At 57.5% G+C, this 19,344-nt stretch carries 15 protein-coding genes; 8 read left to right on the top strand and 7 right to left on the bottom strand.

Annotation, left to right across the window (positions count from 1 at the left end; genetic code table 11):
• The first annotated feature begins 73 nt into the window (after positions 1-73).
• The 8 genes from RFM52_RS29740 (at position 74) to RFM52_RS29775 (ending at position 7,753) form a co-directional block, all read left to right on the top strand.
• Positions 74-664: a NodA family N-acyltransferase gene (locus RFM52_RS29740; RefSeq protein ID WP_320216521.1), complete on the top strand. Its 591-nt coding sequence runs from the start codon at positions 74-76 to the stop codon at positions 662-664.
• Complete coding sequence (nodB, locus tag RFM52_RS29745) at positions 661-1,320, top strand: chitooligosaccharide deacetylase NodB (protein WP_320216520.1); 660 nt, start codon at positions 661-663, stop codon at positions 1,318-1,320. Before RFM52_RS29740 ends, nodB begins: the two co-directional genes overlap by 4 nt.
• Positions 1,321-1,336: 16 nt before the next feature.
• Entirely contained in the window at positions 1,337-2,680 is a 1,344-nt protein-coding gene (gene nodC, locus RFM52_RS29750; protein WP_320223259.1) for a chitooligosaccharide synthase NodC, read from the top strand.
• A 3-nt stretch (positions 2,681-2,683) separates the two neighbouring features.
• Complete coding sequence (nodS, locus tag RFM52_RS29755; RefSeq protein ID WP_320216518.1) at positions 2,684-3,337, top strand: nodulation methyltransferase NodS; 654 nt, start codon at positions 2,684-2,686, stop codon at positions 3,335-3,337.
• Between the two features lie 13 nt (positions 3,338-3,350).
• Positions 3,351-5,063 carry a nodulation protein NodU gene (gene nodU / locus RFM52_RS29760; RefSeq protein ID WP_320298816.1) on the top strand — a complete coding sequence of 571 codons (1,713 nt, stop codon included), beginning with the start codon at positions 3,351-3,353 and terminating at the stop codon, positions 5,061-5,063.
• 10 nt (positions 5,064-5,073) lie between these two features.
• On the top strand, positions 5,074-5,982 hold the full coding sequence (gene nodI / locus RFM52_RS29765) for a nodulation factor ABC transporter ATP-binding protein NodI (RefSeq protein ID WP_320216516.1): 909 nt from the start codon (positions 5,074-5,076) through the stop codon (positions 5,980-5,982).
• 3 nt (positions 5,983-5,985) lie between these two features.
• Positions 5,986-6,774, top strand: a complete 789-nt coding sequence (locus RFM52_RS29770; RefSeq protein ID WP_320223257.1) for an ABC transporter permease — start codon at positions 5,986-5,988, stop codon at positions 6,772-6,774.
• A gap of 211 nt (positions 6,775-6,985) precedes the next feature.
• Positions 6,986-7,753, top strand: coding sequence for a sulfotransferase (locus tag RFM52_RS29775; RefSeq protein WP_320298815.1), 768 nt, complete (start codon positions 6,986-6,988; stop codon positions 7,751-7,753).
• Positions 7,754-7,966: 213 nt separating this feature from the next.
• Here RFM52_RS29775 and RFM52_RS29780 read toward each other — a convergent pair whose 3' ends face one another.
• From RFM52_RS29780 to RFM52_RS29810, 7 genes are all read right to left on the bottom strand, one after another.
• Entirely contained in the window at positions 7,967-9,946 is a 1,980-nt protein-coding gene (locus RFM52_RS29780) for a class I tRNA ligase family protein (protein ID WP_320298814.1), read from the bottom strand.
• Positions 9,943-11,298, bottom strand: a complete 1,356-nt coding sequence (locus tag RFM52_RS29785) for a SidA/IucD/PvdA family monooxygenase (protein WP_320298813.1) — start codon at positions 11,296-11,298, stop codon at positions 9,943-9,945. Before RFM52_RS29785 ends, RFM52_RS29780 begins: the two co-directional genes overlap by 4 nt.
• Complete coding sequence (locus tag RFM52_RS32920) at positions 11,189-12,466, bottom strand: saccharopine dehydrogenase family protein (protein WP_430700527.1); 1,278 nt, start codon at positions 12,464-12,466, stop codon at positions 11,189-11,191. The genes RFM52_RS29785 and RFM52_RS32920 overlap by 110 nt, the downstream gene beginning before the upstream one ends.
• Positions 12,467-12,472: 6 nt before the next feature.
• Complete coding sequence (locus RFM52_RS29790) at positions 12,473-13,711, bottom strand: MFS transporter (RefSeq protein WP_320298812.1); 1,239 nt, start codon at positions 13,709-13,711, stop codon at positions 12,473-12,475.
• A gap of 990 nt (positions 13,712-14,701) precedes the next feature.
• Entirely contained in the window at positions 14,702-15,451 is a 750-nt protein-coding gene (locus tag RFM52_RS29800; RefSeq protein ID WP_320276594.1) for a carbonic anhydrase, read from the bottom strand.
• 189 nt (positions 15,452-15,640) lie between these two features.
• Positions 15,641-17,575, bottom strand: a complete 1,935-nt coding sequence (locus RFM52_RS29805; RefSeq protein ID WP_320298811.1) for an acyltransferase family protein — start codon at positions 17,573-17,575, stop codon at positions 15,641-15,643.
• A 651-nt stretch (positions 17,576-18,226) separates the two neighbouring features.
• Entirely contained in the window at positions 18,227-19,258 is a 1,032-nt protein-coding gene (locus tag RFM52_RS29810) for a LacI family DNA-binding transcriptional regulator (protein WP_320216508.1), read from the bottom strand.
• Positions 19,259-19,344: the final 86 nt, after the last annotated feature.

Raw genomic sequence — 19,344 nt, forward strand, 5'->3', positions numbered from 1 at the left:
AACTCGCACCAGATCACGCGGCGTCGAACGCGCGATGCGTGCCCTCGGGAAGTATCAAAAAAGGAGTCTTTGTATGCGCTCTCAGGTGCGGTGGAAGCTGTGCTGGGAAAACGAGTTGCAACTTTCCGACCATATCGAACTCGCCGAATTCTTTCGAAGGACCTACGGACCGACCGGCGCCTTCAATGCCAAGCCGTTCGAAGGCAGCCGAAGTTGGGCCGGAGCTAGACCTGAGTTCCGTGCGATCGCGTATGACTCGAGCGGTATTGCGGCACACATGGGCATACTGCGTCGATTCATCAAAATCGATGGGGCTGATCTGCTAGTGGCTGAACTCGGATTGTACGGGATTCGTCGGGATCTCGAGGGGCTCGGAATCAGCAGTTCATTCCGCGTCGTGCTTCCCGTGTTGCAGGAACTCGCGGTTCCATTCGGCTTCGGCACGGTTCGGCCAGCGTTGCATAAACACGTTGCAAGATTGGGGCGAGGCGGTCTGCTGGTCGTCAAGTCGGGCGTTCGCGTGCGCTCCACCCTTAGAGACGCGCTTCTCGACAAACCGCCCACGCGCATAGACGACGCACTCGTCGTTGTCTTGCCAGTTGGGCGTCCGATAACCGATTGGCCCGCCGGCGAGATGATTGATCGGAACGGAGCAGAGCTTTGAGCCACCTCGACTGCTTGTCCGAAGTGTACAGCGAGTGCGCTAACAGTGCCGGCCAACCTAGCGTTTATTTGACGTTTGACGACGGCCCTCATCCGTTTTGCACACCGAAGGTGCTCGACGTGCTGGCGCAACACCGTGTGTCAGCGACTTTCTTCGTCATTGGCGCGTACGCGGCAGACCAGCCAGCACTAATCCAACGAATGATCACGGAAGGGCACGAGGTTGCTAACCATACGATGACCCACCCTGATCTGTCCGAATGCGAACCCGGCGTAGTGCAGCGTGAGATCTTCGAGGCGAACAGAGCCATCAAAGCGGCCTGCCCTGGGGCCTCGGTGCGGTACATGCGCGCTCCTTATGGCATCTGGACCGAACAAGTGATCGCCTCTGCGGCCAGTATTGGGCTGTCGGCTGTCCACTGGTCGGCAGATCCGCAAGACTGGTCTAGTCCCGGTGTCAATGCAATCGTCGATGCAGTGCTGGCCTCCGTCCGGCCGGGCGCAATCGTGCTCTTGCACGACGGGTGCCCTCCTAGCGAGATGAAGCCGGGCAGTGACGCCGGCTTGCGAAGCCAAACCATCCTGGCCCTCTCGCGCATAATTCCAGCATTGCACGACCGCGGCTTTGTAATGCGCTCGCTCCCCCAACAACACTAAACGAACCAAAGATCTCATGGACCTTCTTGGCACAGTCAGCACTGTCACCATCTCGTGTTATGCGCTGCTCTCGACCACATATAAGAGCATGCAAGCCGCTTATGCCGGCACGGCAAGCGTTTCATTGGTCTCGGACAACCTAGCCAGTCCCGATCTTTGGCCGAGCGTGGACGTCATCATTCCTTGCTACAACGAGGACCCCCGCACACTCTTCGAGTGCCTCACGTCGATTGCAAACCAGGACTACGCCGGAAGGCTGCAAGTCTATGTAGTTGATGACGGTTCTGGAAACCGGGACGCCGTTGCGCCCGTTCACCAGAGCTTCGCGGGCCACCCGAACTTCAACTTCATTCTGCTCCCCAAAAATGCCGGAAAGCGCAAGGCACAGATCGCCGCGATACGCCGATCATCTGGAGATTTGGTGCTCAATGTCGACTCGGACACGATGCTAGCGTCCGATGTCGTCACAAAGCTTGCGCTGAAGATGCAAGATCCCGGGATCGGCGCAGCCATGGGTCAGTTGACAGCCAGCAACCGGAGCGACACTTGGCTGACTCGGTTGATCGATATGGAATACTGGCTGGCTTGCAACGAGGAACGCGCAGCGCAGGCTCGCTTCGGCGCCGTAATGTGCTGCTGCGGCCCGTGTGCCATGTACCGTCGATCCGCACTCCTTTTGCTGCTGGATCAGTATGAGACCCAAACATTTCGGGGAAAGCCAAGCGACTTCGGTGAAGATCGCCATCTTACGATCCTAATGCTGAAAGCAGGCCTTCGAACTGAGTACATCCCGGACGCCATCGCGGCAACAGTCGTTCCAGATAGCCTAGGGCCTTATCTGCGCCAACAACTCCGGTGGGCACGCAGCACTTTCCGGGACACCTGGCTTGCACTGAATCTGCTACCGGGCCTCAACGGCTTTCTAACATTGGACGTGGTGGGACAGAATCTCGGGCCGCTACTACTCGCCGTATCGGTGCTAACAGGCCTCGTGCAGTTCGCACTGATGGGCACCGTGCCATGGTGGACAATCCTGATGATTGTATTCATGACCATCGTTCGCTGCAGCGTGGTGGCGCTTCGTGCTCGCCAACTTCGATTTATAGGCTTCGCTGTCCACACATTCATCAACGTCTTTCTCTTGCTCCCCCTGAAAGCCTATGCGTTGTGTACGTTGAGCAACAGCGATTGGCTGTCGCGCAGCTTCGCTGCCACCGTGGCAGTCAATGATGGGAAACAGGCTCCCGTCCAGAACCTGACCACTGAATCAAGCACTACAAAATTGTCGGAAGATGCGGTGCCGAATCGTATGCGCCATCTTGCGCGGGACTGTTCGGTGCTGGTGACTTCCGATGAGTGATGGTTGCGTAATCGAGGTAGACGAATTTTGAAGTTGGACAATAATCATCGATTGTTGGATCGGGAATTGGCCGCCGACGATCCGTGGCTGCTCGATGCCAATTCGTTCGAGCGGGAGCGTCACACGCAAATGCTGCGGCTGTCGCTTTTGCATGGATCCATCACAAATGCACTTGAAGTTGGGTGTGCGGCAGGCGCGTTCACGGAAAGGCTAGCGCCCCATTGCCAACGGCTTACAGTAATCGATGTCGTGCCGCGCGCGATTGATCGAACGCGCAGACGGATGAAGGAGCTACCGCACATCACCTGGGTAGTCTCCGATGTTCAACAGTTCTCGACTGAGGAGCCGTTCGATCTGATCGTCGTGGCGGAGGTTCTTTATTACCTCAACGGCATAGCCGAGATGCGCGCTGCCATCCGCAACCTTGCGCGGATGCTTGCGCCAGGGGGACACCTGGTATTCGGATCGGCGCGTGATGCCACTTGCCGGCGCTGGGGTCACGCCGCTGGTGCCGAGACTGTCATGGCAATGCTGAACGAGACGTTGATCGCTGTCGATCATCTGCAGTGCCAGGGTGACACCCCTAGCCAAGACTGCTTGCTCGCCCGTTTTCGGAGTCCGGTTCGGCCTCCGGATCTATCGAATTGCCTGCGTTAGACGAGGAAGCATTATGCGCATTTGTGGTATCAAGCTGACGCATGACGGGGCGGTCGCCCTTGTCGAGGACGGACAACTCGTCTTTTGCCTTGAACAGGAGAAGCGGGACAATAACCGACGATATCAAGCCATCGACCATCTGGAGTCAGTTGTCTCCGCCTTGGCGGAGCACGGTCTGGATCCGCGGGACGTAGATCAGTTCGTTATCGACGGCTGGGACGGTGATTTGGAGTCGCAGTTCCAGGTCCTTAGCGGGGCGGGTCCGATCACTCTCAAAGGGGCCCCCTACGTCGAACGCCATGCCGAGGGCCTCCTCACTTCGCTCGACGGCTCCGGCCTGATGCTCGGTGGCCGGCTTTTCTCTTATAGAAGCTACCCGCATGTTACCGGCCATGTGACCTCGGCGTACTGCACCAGCCCTTTCGCCAAAACCGAACAGCCCGCATTCTGCTTGGTCTGGGACGGGTGCATCTTTCCACGCCTCTATTATGTAGAACGCCGCGGCGCCCGGTTCCTAGAATGCCTATTCCCAGTGATAGGCCATGTTTACGCAGCTGCGGGCCATCACTTCGGGCCTTATAAGCGGGCGGGTCGCGGCGACTGGGATCTAGGTGTTGCCGGCAAGCTGATGGCCTACATCGCACTCGGGTCGGTCGATGAAGACATCGTGGCAGTGTTTCAGGAACTCTACCAGGAGCGCTTTGCGGGCGACACAGAGCTAGCCAGCCATTACCGTGCGGATATCAACAGCGCGGAGCCCTTGCTTGCGCGCGTACATGACTTCTTCGAAGCCAGTGCGCTCCGATTGAGGGATCAGGCACCCGAAGATGTGCTTGCATCCTTTCATCATTTTCTCGAGCGTCTCCTTGTCAGCGAAATGGCGACCGCTGTGGAGCGGCACGCACATCTTTCCGGGGCGCGAAATTTGTGCATCGCCGGCGGCTGCGGTCTCAATATTAAATGGAACAGTGCCTTACGCGAGGCGGGTCTCTTCGATGCTGTCTGGGTGCCGCCATTTCCGAATGACAGCGGCTCGGCAATCGGTGCCGCTTGCAGCGCAATGGTTGTGCAAGATGGCTTCGTTCCTCTGGATTGGTCGGTTTACAGCGGCCCGGCCCTGCTAGATGGCCAACTGCCTTCGGGATGGAACTCCGAACCGTGCAGTATGCGAAAACTCGCTTCCATTCTCGCCAGCAATAAGCCCGTCATTTTCCTTACAGGGCGCGCCGAGCTCGGACCACGGGCACTGGGTGGCAGAAGCATTCTCGCGGCCGCGACTTCGCCCGAAATGAAGGATTATCTCAACGACGTCAAACTTCGCGAACACTTCCGCCCCGTGGCGCCGATCTGCCTTGAGGACCGCGCGCCGGAAATATTCAGCCCCGGAACGCCAGATCCTTACATGTTGTTCGACCATCAGACACGGGCGGAATGGCGGGACAAAGTCCCCGCTGTCGTGCATCTCGACGGTTCTGCGCGACTGCAGACCATTTCCAGAACCTCTGAGCACAAGGTGGCCGAGCTACTCATCGAATATGAAAAACTCACAGGCATTCCGCTGCTTTGCAATACGAGTGCCAACCATCATGGACGTGGGTTCTTCCCGGGTGCCGCCGCAGCCTGCCGCTGGGGACAAATTGAACACATATGGTCCGATGGTGTGCTGTTGACCAAAATTCCCGAAACTGAACTATCGCCGGTCGACGGCGCCCTTACGCTGGTTTGAGTGCGCGACCATGGTGGCAATCGACTTTGTCGGCGTGACGAAATCATATGGCAAAAGGGTCGTTGTCGACGGCATGTCATTCACCGTTGCACCGGGAGAGTGCTTAGGGCTGCTGGGGCCGAACGGCGCGGGCAAAAGCACGATTACACGGCTGCTCCTCGGTATGGCAACGCCTAACGCAGGCAAGATCACGGTGTTCGGCGTGCCAGTGCCGGCACGTGCCCGTTTGGCACGTGGACGCATCGGCGTGGTCCCGCAGTTCGACAACCTTGATCATAGGTTCACGGTACGTGAAAACTTGCTGGTGTTCGGGCGATACTTTGGCATGAGCAAAAGCGAGGTCGAAGCGGTCAGCCCATCGCTGCTCGAGTTCGCCCGCCTCGAGAACAAGGCGGATGCGCGCGTCGCCGAACTGTCCGGCGGCATGAAGCGACGCCTGACGCTGGCCCGTGCGCTGATTAATGACCCGCAACTCTTGGTCATGGACGAGCCGACCACTGGCCTCGATCCACAGGCGCGCCACCTGATCTGGGAACGCCTGCGTTCCTTGTTGGCGCGGGGCAAGACGATACTTTTGACCACTCACTTCATGGAGGAGGCCGAGCGGTTGTGCGACCGGCTGTGTGTGCTCGAGCAGGGGCGCAAGATCGCCGAAGGGCGACCACACGCGTTGATCGACGAGCAGATCGGCTGCCAGGTGGTCGAAGTCTATGGCGGCAATCCACAAGAACTGAGATCGCTGGTCGAGCCGTACGCGCAACGCATCGAGCTGAGCGGCGAAACCCTCTTTTGCTATGCGCCCGATCCCGAGCAGGTGCTCACGCAGCTGCGTGGGGTTGCTGGTCTGCGCCTTTTGCAGCGTCCGCCGAATCTCGAGGATGTCTTCTTGCGGCTGACCGGGCGCGAGATGAAGGACTGAACAATGATCGAAGGTTATATGGCCGTTATGCCCGCCAATGCCTGGAATTGGGTTGCAGTGTGGCGCCGCAATTATTTGGCTTGGAAGAAAATTGCCCTTGCGGCGGTTCTCGGGAACCTCGCTGAGCCGATGATCTCGTTGTTCGCTCTCGGCTTTGGCCTCGGGATAATGATAGGTCGTGTTGAAGGCACTTCGTACGTAGCTTTTCTGGCGGCTGGCATGGCCGCGGTAAGCGCGATGACCTCGGCGACCTACGAAACGATCTACTCGACTTTTGCTCGCATGGGAGGCGAACGCACCTGGGAAGCGATGCTGTGCACTCAGCTTACGCTCGGCGATATCGTACTTGGTGAACTAGCCTGGGCCGGCACCAAGTCTCTTCTGGCCGGTACGGCGATTACGCTAGTTGCTGCCACGCTCGGCTATGCCGCGTGGCCATCCCTTCTCTCCGCGCTGCCAATCATCGCCCTAACTGGCCTTGCTTTCGCAAGTCTAGCCATGATCGTCACGGCGCTTGCGCCCAACTACGACTGTCTCGTATTTTATCAAACGCTTGTTCTCACGCCTATGCTGTTCCTGTCCGGGGCCGTCTTTCCGGTCAGCCAAATGCCAGGCGCTTTTCAGCAGGTATCGTCTCTCTTGCCTCTTGCTCACTCGGTCGACTTGATCCGCTCGGTCATGCTTGGCCGCCCGGCTGAAAGCCTCGGCCTGCACATTGCGACACTTTGCGTCTACGCGGTTTTGCCGTTCTTCTTGTCGGCGGCGCTATTGCGTCGGCGCCTGATGCGCTGACGCTGCTGCGTCGGTGCCGAGGCTTTGGCACTCGCCCTGTCGGCGCAGACCGTGGTGCTATCCCTTCGATTGTACGGTTTGCTTGAGTGCGAGCTTAATCCGACCGGTTGGGAACATCCTTGAGCGGGGCAGTGTCGAAGATAGCAATCAGGCTTCTCGTCCGAAGCGCCACCCGAACTGCCGCGACTAATGCTGGTTAGGAACACACGCAATGACTGATAGCCACATACCGCCGCCTGCGCCCTTCGTGATCCTGGCGATGCCAAGAACTGGCACGCACTACCTGGAAGAATTGCTGAATGCCCATCCGAATGTGTTGAGCAACGGTGAACTGCTCAATCCATATGCCACGACTTGGCCTGATAAGCATCGTCTGCTTCGCAGCGATCGAGAGCTGCTTGAGCTAGCCTACTCGTGCTGTCCCGCGCAGAGCGACAAAAAGGTGACGCATGTGGGCTGCAAGGTCAACGAACCTCAATTTCATGATCGTCCGGGTTTTTTTGCAGAGCTGACACGTTGGCCGGGCCTCAGAGTCATCCTCGTGGTCCGCGAAAATACCTTGGAATCGCTGCGGTCACTGGTACAGGCGAGACAAACGCGTCAATGGCTGAAGTTCAGGTCGGACAATGATGCTCCGCCGCCGCAAGTTAGATTATCGACCGCCGACTGCGAGGCATACTTCAAGGCTGCCGACGATTTCCACGCTCGGGTCGCGCGATCCTTCACGAAGAGCAATATGCTTGAGATCGAGTACGAGCGCCTTCTGCGCGAACCTGCCACATGCTTGGCAGCGATTTGGGACTTCCTAGGCGTTCCGGCGCTTCGATTTTCCAGTACGGCCACACTTCAGCGCCAGGAAACGCGACCGCTAGAGCAAACGATCGAGAATTTTCATGAGTTGCGCCGCCACTTCTCGCACGGACCTTACGCGAGATTCTTTGACGTCGGCGAGAGGGGAAGGGCAGTGGCGATCGACTGACAGTCAAGGTTATCGAAAGATAAGAAACTCAAGCGAACACCGAAGGCCACCCATGCTGGGGAACGGATGGAGCGTATGGCCCGACCGGCATCGGCGTCCACATCAGACGTGTCGCCGACGTTTCCTGGCGCGCCTTTCCCGGCGCCCGCTCCTCGATGTGCGGCTCCGTGTAAGTCCGAAATCATTTTACCGGCTATTCACCGCCTCTGGCGCCTATGCTTCAGGCAGACGCACTGGCTCGGCTATCCAGTCGCGGTCTAACCAGCTGAGCTTGGGGACCCCCAGCCCAAGACTCCCTGCGATGCGGGCAGCGAAATCAGGTATGAGTGGGTAGGCCGCGACACAGAGTCCGACAAGCGCGAAGGTCACTGCGCGGGCCGCGGTCCGGTCAAGCGCCTCGTTTTCCTTCGCTGCAGCTGGAACGTGCAGCACTGAACATGAATAGCGGTCGATTGCGTCGACGAACGCCTCGATTGCATGTGTCAGCTGACGTACGTCCGGGTAATCCGCTTCGAAACGCGCTCGCACTTCTGCGTTGAAGCGTCTGCACTCCGCCAGGAACGCAATGTCGGTGGCTGACCACTGGCCAGGACAAGGGAGCTCGTCAGTTGCGACCCGCTCGATGACCTGGTTAGCCTTCCCAGTCGATCTTAACAGCCGTCCGTCCCAGAAATTCCGTTTCCAGCTTTCGTAAGAACTCAGGGAGAAGTCCTCAACACATCCGTCCGGGCGCCGGCGACACAAGTAGAAGCGAAGCGGCTCGCCGGTTTCTTTTGCAGTGATATCGTTCACCCAGATTGCGTGATTTCGTGATGTTGAGAACTTCTTCCCATCGAGAGTGAGCATCTGATTTACGAAGATCCGTCGAGGGAGCATCTCATGCAGATCAAGGGCCGAAAGTACGCCGGGAATGACCAACAAGCGTCCGAAGGCGTTGTCCGCCCCGAAAAGAATGTTCAGCTCCGGCATCTCGTCCCGCGGAATTTGGTACCACAAGGCAGGGCATCCGCTCTTTTCCCTTATCATTTCTAAGGCAAGCAAGTGCCGAGGCACGTGTTCGATGGTGATGTTGAACCGCTGACACTCAAATCCTGGGATTGGAATCCGGATTCCCTCTCGGTTTGGGTTAGAGATGCAGACTTCCGGAAGCCCCCGGCCCAGCCAGGATTCGATGTAGTGCTTGGCGTAAATGGGCAGGAAGGACCGCGAGGCGAAGGATTCGAGCGCGTCATGCATTGGAGCGAGGTTCAGGAAAAGGCGCTTCAGGGGGCGACGTTCCAGGGAATGCCCCTCGAGATCAACCGGATCCTGAAGTTCGGCATCGACGACCAGCGCGCCGCAATCCTCGCATTCATGGCCGGAAGCATAGCCGCCGCAATAGGGACATTTGCCGTGGACGAAGGCGTCGACCCTGAAGCGCCCGCTTTCGACGTCATATGGGACCAAATACTCCCTCTCAGCGATCAGGCCCTTGCTACAAAGTCGCTTGAAGACCTCGAGAACGACCGCCTTGCCGCGGCGGTCTGGCTCTGTCCCAAGGAAAATATCCGGGACTGCGTTGAGCCGATCCAGAGCCTCTTGGAAACAAGCCGTATTTTTCTCCGCGAGCTGGTAGTATTCCAGTCCTGCAGCGTCGGCCGCAATTGCAATGTGCTCAAGATGACCGTGCGTGCCCTGCAGCACGAAGACCTCTCGGTCGCCTGTCTCAGCAATTCGGCGCAACACATCCGCGTGGAGGAACGGTCCTGAGGCATGACCTATGTGCATTTGCCCATTCGGGGTAAGCATGGCGGGGACCAGCAACAACGGTCTGTCTTTTGCCGTCGCTTCCTTCGTGGAAATCGCCTCTTCGAACGCTGCGCGGCTGTGCCACCACACCGTCTGCATGACTGCACCGCTGTCCAAAGCCTCAATCCTGTGCCTGCGCAGCGGGTCGATCCTGATGCTCTCTCCACCAAGCAGCAGGAAGGTCTTTTCATCCAGGTGAATTCGAACGCCGCCAGAGATCACTGTCCAAAATTCGACTTCCCCGTGGTTGTGACGGCAAGTGGTCGCGCCTGAACTGAACTTCAACAGACGTACCGAAACGTTACCCCCTTCTGGGAAGGGATCATGCCTGACGATGCCGCCATCAATCGAGATAGGGACCGCACGTGCTTCATTTTTGAGATCTATTATTTGCGGATAGATCATTTCGTTTCCACTCTTGAATTTCGGGTTGGCCATGCCGCTGGCAACGTCTCGGGGCGACCTTGAGCAGGTTGAAGCACCTGCCAGTCTTGCAGCGCCTTCGCCACGACCGCCGCCCGCTCGGCCAGACCGCCGAGCGTGTGCTCCGTTGGGCCCCGAAGGCCAAAAGAGTGGTTCATGAGGAAAACGCGAGGTCGCGGACCGGAGCGGCGCAATGCCGTCTGACCGAGATCCACTTCAAAGGACTCGTCGATAACGAGGGCGGCGTCTTCGATAAGCGGGTGCAGCGGTTGGAGGAAGGATAAATGGCGACGGTTTGAAAAGCCCGTCGCGCAAACCAGAAGGTCGATTTCAAGCGTTGTCAGGTCTTGCCTGCTTCCGATTCCGCGAAGGTGAAGACGAAAGCTATCCTCAACACGCTTCGCCGCCGTGATTTCCGTATATGGGAACAGTCTGAGCCGATCGCGTCCACACACTTGGTCTTCGAAGCGAAGATCGTAGATGCTTTTGAGGACGTCCTTGGTGACGGTGGAGAAGTTCGTGTTCCTCGTGTCGGTAAGAAACCTATTGCGATCTTCGCGTGGCAGCTTCGCGAACTTTAGCGAGTGTGGATAGGTGTAGAAGTCATTTACAAACGGGTTGTCGTCCGTCTGTTCAAAGAGGTGGCGCCGGCCAACGACGATAACTTCCGACACTTCCCGATGCTGAAGAAGGAATCTGACTATCTCGCCGGCGCTTTGCCCGGACCCGACGACTGCAACGCGAGCGTTCGCGTTGATCATTCCCTCGTTCGCATGGGACAGGAAGAAGTTTGAATGCACCACACGGCCGGGATCGACGGCCAGTTCTTGGGGAAGGTATGGCTCATGCCCAAGGCTCACGACCACGTCGTCAGCTTCGGTTTCCGAAACGTCCCCGCTCGACACATCCCGGACCGTGACGACAAGGGTTGGGGTTCCCGATGGCTTCTCGCCGAACCTGACTTCCAGCGCCTCCTTGCCGAAACAAATCTTATTCGCAAAAAACCCGCTTACCCAGACCAGATAGTCGGAGAACAGCTTCCTTGAAGGATATAGTTCGTTCGTATGAATAAAGTGATAGAGAAGCTCCCTGTCGTGCAAGAACGAGAAAAAAGTGAATGGGCTTGCCGGATTCCTCAGGAACGCCAGGTCCTTGAACAAGGAGACTTGGAGCCTTGAATCCTCGAAAGCAATGCCTGGGTGCCATTCTGCACTGTCGCGGCGCTCAAGGACTTCCAGGGAATCCAGAACTGAGGAACCCCATTCTTTCAGGCAGGTCAGCAGTGCAAGGTTTGCTGGTCCGCTGCCCACGAGCAGTGTTTTCCGCCTTTGCATGTCCGGCTCCAAAAATCGTGCTTGTTTCCAACAGCCCAGTTGCGCGCTCGGCTAAGACAGCCATCCGGCTTCCCCTCATTTTTCCTAGGGCCATCGAGGCGACTTCGGCGAGAGTGGCTTCACCGGGGTGTATGGCACCCCGCAACTGTTTGCGCGTGACGCATTCCACGGCTGCGGCCACTGGAACCGCGGTCGCGATAGCCATGCTTGAGAAGCCTCGTTCCTGAAGTGCGGAGCGAAGGATGCACGTCCAGCGGCCAGGTTTGCGATGGCGATCCTCAATGGCCACATCAAGGATGACCTGGTCGCTATGTTCCTTTGGGCTCCGGCGAGTTAAAAGCGCTTCCGTGACGTGCTTGACCCGCAGCCGGGCGCTCCCGATCTCAATCTCCTCGTCGGACAGCAGCCCGAGGCGATGCAACATCCGAACGCCATCCGCAAAGCCCGGCCATCGCACAGTCAATTGTCGGATGGTCGGGATGCTGAGATGAGTGCTTGCGGCAGTCGACGGAACCATTGCGTCATCGTATGCCTCAAGAAGTCCGACACCCTCCACGAACACCGAAGACACGCTTTCGAATCGATTTCGTGTTACGGCTCGGCCATTGACTCGAGCCAACGCGGGCCTCTGCTCTATGGGCAGCCGACGTCCAAAGGCGAGAGCATAGTTCAGTGGAGGTTCCGGAATTTTGGGAATCCCTCCGCAATGAGTTACGATGCTCTCTAAGCCGTCTAGTTCAGCTGCAGCCAGTGAGATTAACGATTCAACCAGTCCTGGTTCGAGACCCGCTCCCAAGACTACCGGCGGACCGTGAGGCGGCATCCGGGCGATGTCAGGATCCTCGGGGTCCGGCCTTCCGACGCAAATAATAGGGGTGTGTAGACCTGCCTCGTGCATTTGGTGCGCGAGTTTGCCGACCAGATTTCGGCAGTCATTCCAAGACGTAGCCATGATCAGCGATCGTGCTTGGATTGAGAGAGCGCATGGACCTAACGACCCGTCGAAGCGGACGTTTTTGAGGTCGCCCAGAAGCCCTTGCGCCGCAGCAAGCACAGAATGGCTCCTGTCAATCAGGACAACCAACGTGTCCGGCTGGCCCGCAAGTTGCAGGGCCACCGCCCGGCCGACTGGCCCGGCTCCGATGACGACGTGGGACCTCCCGCACATCGTGCTTTAGCCTTTGTTGCCGGCCACGGTCGAGGCGGGCTTGCGCCGGGTCATGCGATAGCCAAGAAGAGCAATAGCCGTTTGCAGCAGAGCCAAGCCGGCAATTAATAACGTCAGTGTATCGTACCCCAGGTGAACTGAGACGATGCCGGCAGCGAAAGGAAAGAAATACAAGCCGAGGAAATAGGAAAGACTGAAGATGATCTGCACCAAGGTTCGGGACTGCGGCGCAGTCACGCGGACAGCTTCTGCCTGCATCAGGGGATACGATAGCCCGTAGGTTATGCCGGTCGCTAGTGATCCCACCGCGTAAATAACAGGATGGCCCGGAGAGTAGTGGAAACCGAGAAGCGAAATAACCATCCCGCCCAGGAGTAGCGGTAAGATCCGATCGGCCGCACCGCGGCTCACGCGCGGACCAATTGCAAACCTAGAGCCGACTACTGCTATCGCCCAAGAGCCAAAAAATATTTCATACCGAAGACCTGAATTGTTCGCAAATGGAGCTTGGAAGTTTATCAACGTGGTGTAAATGCTTGCCGACAGCAGTACGAGTACAAAAAACATTGCAGAATTGCTAAAGAGCAGAGTGAAAAGGTCGCGTGCAAGCGAGGCGTTGTTGGGAATATCGGCGTTGCGGATGTTCGCCGCATGCTGCGCTGCCCAGGATGACAATGCGGAACCTGCCGTCGCCGCAAGCATTGCCAGAATGAACATGTCCAGCGTGCCCAAGCCGGTGAACCGGGTAAGGAGGCTGCTTAGCAGAGGTCCGCAGGTTACCCCTAAGGTTGAGAATGCAGAGTAGGCCATGAAGCTCGATGACCGGTCTGCATCGCTTGAGAGGGCGGCAATGCAGATCGAGCCCACGGTGAAGTGCAGCGCCCATCCACCCGATTGCAGCATGTAGCTCAGGAAGTAGGGAAGTGTCGCGCGCACCCCCGAAAGCTCGTTTACGAGGATGGTCGCGCAGCCTGCTGCATAGAGAAGCCCGCCGATAGGTGCAAGCCTTCGCACGCCAAACCGCCGGGCGAGCGAAGGACTGATCAAGACTATTAAGATGGCGGTCGCCATGCCTGCTGCTGAGATCGAGCCAAAAAAGATCTCGTCTCGCCCAATCGACAACAGGTAAACTGGAAGCAGCGCAAAGATGCCCATCGAGAAGGAAATCAGGCATCTTTCAGCGATGAACATACGCCTATACCACAGAATACGAGTGCTGGCGATTGAAATAGCGGGGGCGTTCATTTCTCGTTCCATGAAGTTGTTCGCGGCTTCCGCGCGGAGCGATGTTGTATTTCAAGGCTAGTCGGCCGTTCTGTGCGCACATGTCTTACCGTGCTAAGAGCAACGCGTGCGCAACCGTAGAGCATCGCTTTGCTCCAACCCTCCATCGTTGCTACCCGTGACACTAACCACGACAGTCAGCTGCCGCCCGCCTGACAACGGAGATGCTCAAGATTTATGCCAGTTTGATCGATTGAGCCGAAGGAGGAATTTTGTGGTGTCTTTTCAGTCGATTAGCTGAAGAAAAGCTAGGGCTCGGCTAAAGAAGGCCCCTATCGTGAACTCGACAAACCCGACAGAAGATGTCGGGCGGCGCCGTGGAGACGGCTATGCCTGACTTCGGTGAGTCACAACTATCCTACAGGAGTTGAGAGGCGGGTAGGGCCTCAGGATGGCCGCCGCGAGGTGCGCTACGACACGAGGCCGATGCTGCGGCGCGGAACGTGCCTGCGACCACGCCTTTATGTCGGTGGGGCGCAACAGCGATCGAACTCCCGAGGCTAAAAGCGGTCGGACGATACGCACGCTTCGACTACCGATCCAGAAGCGGGCCTCCACCGAAAAGCCAACGGCGCCGAGACTAGGCGCTGCCGCATCTGGGATGGGTGGTGGAGATCTGTAGCGGTTGCTCGATGCCGACCCGGTTTCAGCCGGGGCTCCCATCGCGGATTGGCGGTGCCTTAACTAATAGAGCCTCGCCCCGTCTATCGGCAGGCGATCATGCCCGGAGCCGGAAGTCTGCGGTCCGAAAACTTTTGTGGACGAAATGCGCTCGGTGCCGATGACACATCGCTGGCGCATTAACGAAGCCGGCCTGCATTGCGGTTATCTCGGCCGCAATGATCCGGCTGCTTTCATCTTCATCGGATGGGCAACAAAGGCGGTCGCCTTTCGCGTTCTGCGGCCGCCTCCTCTGCCGGTCAACGTTCTTTACTGCCGCATTCTAAGGCCTCAGTTGAAGTCGAGGATGAAGCGCCGATTAGGTGAACGGATAGGCCGTGCGTTCTGGGGATAGAGCGAGGTAAATCGAGCAATATCCGCAGCGTCGACCTCTACCGGTTCTTTTGCCAACATCCATTCAACGTTCTCGGTGCAGGGCGGCGTCGTCAATGATCCCTCATAGGTCCAGTAGCTGAGCGAGGCCGGGAGAAGCCCGCTGGGATCGATATCGGCGGACATTGACGCGCTTGGCCACGCAGGGAAGACTGCTGCCAGGCTTTCAAAGCTGGCATTTGTCACGCCTGGTATCAGAAAGACTCCCAGGACACCAAAGCTGTCGCTCTTTGTGTCCTTGTGGACGAAATGCACTTCCATCGGGAAACTCTTGCCAGCTATGCGATGCTCGCTTGGCGCATGAAAATGGAATTGGATCAATTCGAAAGTGCGATCGCCGCGGGTCAGCGTGCTGCCTTCCGGCATATTGATTTGAATGGTATGGCCGTTATTCACCATCTTGCGGCGGCCCTTGTGCCAATCTACTGCGATAGGCGGCATGTCGGCCTTGACGGCGTCGGTAATATCAACGGGTGATTGCTGCGTACCCGCCGAACAGACGAAATTCTTCCTGTCCAGATCGGCCCAGTGTTCGGGCCCCACCTGACCAGTGTATCCCCAATGGGTCCCATCCGCACGCGCGGCCGCGGCACAGATGAGGCAAGCGCCCTGTGCAACGAACCCTTTGATCAGGTGACGACGGTGCATCTTGCTTTCCCTTCCTTACGCGATTTGATGCTCTTCCATTGCAAAAAGGGGGCCGTTGCGAGGACAGACGCATTCGATCCAGCGAGTTGATCGGGTCCCGACATTGGCCCTAGTTTAGCTAACCAAGCTTCACCCTCCAGCTTTCGAACCATGGGACGAATCTGGCTGCTTCAAACCATCTCATCAGCTCTAACGAGCAGCCGCAATCAGCCTCTCGGCAAGTCTTGTCCGGCGAGCGATTATCTCTGATCCTTCATAGGAAAGGTGACCGCTGTCCCGGTAAAGGAATTTGCCATCGATCTCCGTCTTGCATGCTGTGCCGTCGCACAGAAAGTCGTGATAAGAAATGACCTCTACGCCAGCCTTCAAGGCCACCTGATTCAAGAGCTCGAGAGTGTCGGAATGGCTTCGACGGTATTGCGCGACGTATATTTTGCAGTCACTGTAAAGCCCGACAATAACAATTCCACGTGCCTTCCTCTCAAGACATTCACCGATGTCGATGTTCCCAACTGGTGGAGGAGCAAGAACGACCACTCGCTTGCCCAAGGCGCGGACGGCTTCGACGAGAGCCTTGATGCCATCAACGGCCTCATCAATAGAAAGATTGACCTCGGTGAAAGTATCTTTGGTCCTCTTAAGCAGCATGAATTCACCCGGCGCCGCGACGCCAAACGGGCTTGAAATGACAACGGTCTTTATTTCGGGTCGAGCTTTCAAGATACGCAAAACGCTGTCATTGAAGCGAATACAGCTCTCGCCGAAGGCGCGGGAATAGGGAGACGCTGTCGGCGACTTCGAGAAACCAGCTATTCCGACAGCAGGGAGGCACGCGCTCATCGTGAGCTGAGCCAGTCCCGTTTCTCCGATTGTCTTGGCCAAGCCGGGAACCACCGCCATGGCAAATGAATCACCCCAGACCAGCAACTCGGGCCTGTTTGTAGTTTGGCAGTTCCGAGGGATTTCCTGAGGAGGCGATCCGGGCCTGAAATCACACGCTGGTCCCAAACCTTCGTTGATCCGTCGGATATAGGCAAAGTCAATGTTGCTCTGGGTCGCTGCAATGGCGAGCGAGGGCGACAAGCCGAGCAGAACCGATACAGCAACAAGACCCGAAGCCAGCCGTAAACGGGACGTCGCATATCCCCGCCGGAACGGCTCTTCCACGAAACGGTGAAGAACCCAGCTCGCGACAAATGAGAAAGCAACTGCCGCGTAGATCGCAAGGGCAGGTGTATCTGCAAGCCAAGCGGCCCGCACAAAGACGAGCACCGGCCAATGGATCAGATAGAGCGAGTACGACACATCTCCTATCCTCGCCATGCCTCGAACCGCCACATTATCTCTACTGGGCGCAAGCAGGAGGACCAGCGTTGCGAGACAAACCACAGCCGCATCGACCGGATGAGGGGACCCAGTGGGGACAACGGCAACAAAGAGAAGCATTGCGACCGCCGGGAGGCGCAGCTTCGGAAGCCTGGCAGCCGCGCTGGGGCTGATGGGAAGCAAGGCCCCGAATGACCCCAGGGCCATTTCCCAAAATCGGGTCGGCAAAAGAAAAAATGCGGCGGATGGATCGCGGGAGGTTAAATAAAGACATAGCGAGAAGCTGGAAACGAGGAGCACGCCTACTCCTGTCAGCCACCATCTCCTCGGAGCCAAAGCCAAGAAGGCAGGGAGCAGCAAATAAAACTGCTCCTCGATAGCGAGCGACCAGAAATGCAGGAGGGGCTTCGTTTCGGCGGCGCCACCGAAGTAGTCGGACTGAAACCAGAGAACGATATTGCTGGTGAATGTGAGGGCCCCGAGAACCTGGTTTTGGAACCCTTTCAGCTCCACCTCCGACAGGAAGAAAGGCGCAGCGATCGTCGTGAGCGCAATGACGACATAGGCAGCCGGCAACAGGCGTTTAGCACGCCGGTAGTAGAACTCCCAAAAGCTGAACCGTGATTGTTCAACATGCGTCCTGACGAGGCCTGTGATCAGGAACCCCGAAATGACGAAAAAGATGTCAACGCCAAGATAAGCTGCGGCGCCCGGACCAAGACGGGCGTGATAAAGAACGACCAGAAGAACGGCCAAGCCTCGCAAGGCCTGAATATCGGTTCGCAAATATCGCGGCATAGACTACCTGATATAGAGGTGATTTTACTAATGTGAGAGTGCCACAACAGTGACGAAGAAGACCGTGGTCCTACCGGTTGAGTTCCTCGCGTCACCGAGTTCCCAAGTCTGGACGTCACTTCCATGCTTACGAGCGCCATTTGCATACGTGTGCTCGACGTGCTTTGAAACCAGTCAGATCGAGATTTGCCTCATTTCAAAAAATTCGAAAAATCAATTGTTTCGATGGCACTCATCCACACCATGGATAGTAGGGCGGCTGCATAACGATTGAACGGCGACTTTTTCTCTCACCCATTGCAGAAGCGATTGCCTGGGCAGTTCGGAGGCTTTTGCATATCCAATCGTCTATTGCTGCATGCATTCGACCCCCCACCCGCCGAACCTCGGGTTGGGATCGTCTTTCTGATTTCCAGACAATCCTATGGTCGTGGAGCGTCTTTGTGGGCAAGCTCCTCACATCAGCCTGGTGATGGGTCTGGTAGCGCAGTTATACGGCTCTCCAGTTTCATCTCGCAGAGGGTCATCGTCGAGACCGGAACGAGAAGAATACGGAAGCAGAGTCGATGAACGTTTTCCGGTGATGAGATAAATGGAATTCTGTCGTTATGCTCTGTCGTAGCGAACCGCTCAAAGAGAACGAATCTCGCCTCAAATGTTTTCCGGCAGATAAATCTCAAACGGCAAAAACGTCTGCCATGGCGCCTCCGCGGTGCCTGTCTCGATTGCCCTGGCCATCAGCGTCATCAACTCTTGGCAAAGCGGGCGCAGGGGCGTGGCAACCGCCATCGTAATGAGGTCGTCCGCGAGTGCTGCCCGCGACTCTGGCGTGATCTCGTTGACGATCGCGAGGAGATTCCGACCATCGCCCTCTTCCCGGAGCGCAGCGATGGCGCCCTCCGTGCCTCCGCCGGCGACATACAAGCCGACAAGTTCGGATTCGCGTTGTATGACATCGAGCGTGGCCTCGTAGGTGGTTTGCCGCGTATCGAGATTCACGCGCGTGTCCAGCACCTCGAACATCGGCGCTTTCTCACGAAAGTATGATCGAAAGCCGGTTTCTCGCAATTCGGGACCCTGAAAACGGTGGCTAACGACCAAGACCGCCACCTTGCCCGGCCTTTTTGCAACCTTGGAAAACATCCAGGCGGCCGTCCGTCCAACCTTGCGGTTGTTGAGGCCCAGATAGCCCTCGCGCACGCCGGCGGCAAAATCGGAAAGCAGCGAAAAAACCGGGGTTCCGTTCGATTTGAGTTCTTCGACAGCTGCCGTGACGGTTGGATGATCCGGTGCCATCATCGCTATCGCGTGGCAGCGTGCACCCATGTCCTCGAGCAGCTCGACCAGGTCGCCAGGCCTATGCGACGGCGCGAATTCAACGACTGGAATGCCCCGGAAGGACTGTGCCGCGCTGACAGCAGCTTTGATCTCTCGCGCGAAATCCTGATAGAAATGCTCGGCCGGCATTCCGAGAATAAAGCCTAATCGGTACTCCGGCAAAATCCGCTGCGCGCGCTGCTGCATCAGACCAGCTGCGTTGTAGCCGATGACGCGGGCCGCCTCGCAGACCCGTCGTGCGGTCTGTTCCCTCACCAGTCGACGGCCGTTCAAAACCCGATCGACGGTCGCTACGCTAACCCCGGCTTCGCGGGCGAGATCTGCAATTGTGGGGCGCTTAGTCATGATTCGAGTCTAACAGGAAGTCATGGGGAACATACAGGACGGGGTCACGGAATTTGACAGAATGTGTCAGTCTGCGGTTGATGCCG

The sequence above is a fragment of the Mesorhizobium humile genome (genome assembly GCF_033977215.1).
GTDB lineage: Bacteria > Pseudomonadota > Alphaproteobacteria > Rhizobiales > Rhizobiaceae > Mesorhizobium > Mesorhizobium humile.

What these genes read in the sequence shown, in the direction of transcription:
- RFM52_RS29740 (WP_320216521.1), top strand. Translation starts at nt 74, where the DNA reads ATGCGCTCTCAGGTGCGGTGGAAGCTGTGCTGGGAAAACGAGTTGCAA.
- nodC (WP_320223259.1), top strand. Translation starts at nt 1,337, where the DNA reads ATGGACCTTCTTGGCACAGTCAGCACTGTCACCATCTCGTGTTATGCG.
- nodU (WP_320298816.1), top strand. Translation starts at nt 3,351, where the DNA reads ATGCGCATTTGTGGTATCAAGCTGACGCATGACGGGGCGGTCGCCCTT.
- nodI (WP_320216516.1), top strand. Translation starts at nt 5,074, where the DNA reads ATGGTGGCAATCGACTTTGTCGGCGTGACGAAATCATATGGCAAAAGG.
- RFM52_RS29770 (WP_320223257.1), top strand. Translation starts at nt 5,986, where the DNA reads ATGATCGAAGGTTATATGGCCGTTATGCCCGCCAATGCCTGGAATTGG.
- RFM52_RS29775 (WP_320298815.1), top strand. Translation starts at nt 6,986, where the DNA reads ATGACTGATAGCCACATACCGCCGCCTGCGCCCTTCGTGATCCTGGCG.
- RFM52_RS29780 (WP_320298814.1), bottom strand. Translation starts at nt 9,946, where the DNA reads ATGATCTATCCGCAAATAATAGATCTCAAAAATGAAGCACGTGCGGTC.
- RFM52_RS29785 (WP_320298813.1), bottom strand. Translation starts at nt 11,298, where the DNA reads ATGCAAAGGCGGAAAACACTGCTCGTGGGCAGCGGACCAGCAAACCTT.
- RFM52_RS32920 (WP_430700527.1), bottom strand. Translation starts at nt 12,466, where the DNA reads ATGTGCGGGAGGTCCCACGTCGTCATCGGAGCCGGGCCAGTCGGCCGG.
- RFM52_RS29790 (WP_320298812.1), bottom strand. Translation starts at nt 13,711, where the DNA reads ATGAACGCCCCCGCTATTTCAATCGCCAGCACTCGTATTCTGTGGTAT.
- RFM52_RS29800 (WP_320276594.1), bottom strand. Translation starts at nt 15,451, where the DNA reads ATGCACCGTCGTCACCTGATCAAAGGGTTCGTTGCACAGGGCGCTTGC.
- RFM52_RS29805 (WP_320298811.1), bottom strand. Translation starts at nt 17,575, where the DNA reads ATGCCGCGATATTTGCGAACCGATATTCAGGCCTTGCGAGGCTTGGCC.
- RFM52_RS29810 (WP_320216508.1), bottom strand. Translation starts at nt 19,258, where the DNA reads ATGACTAAGCGCCCCACAATTGCAGATCTCGCCCGCGAAGCCGGGGTT.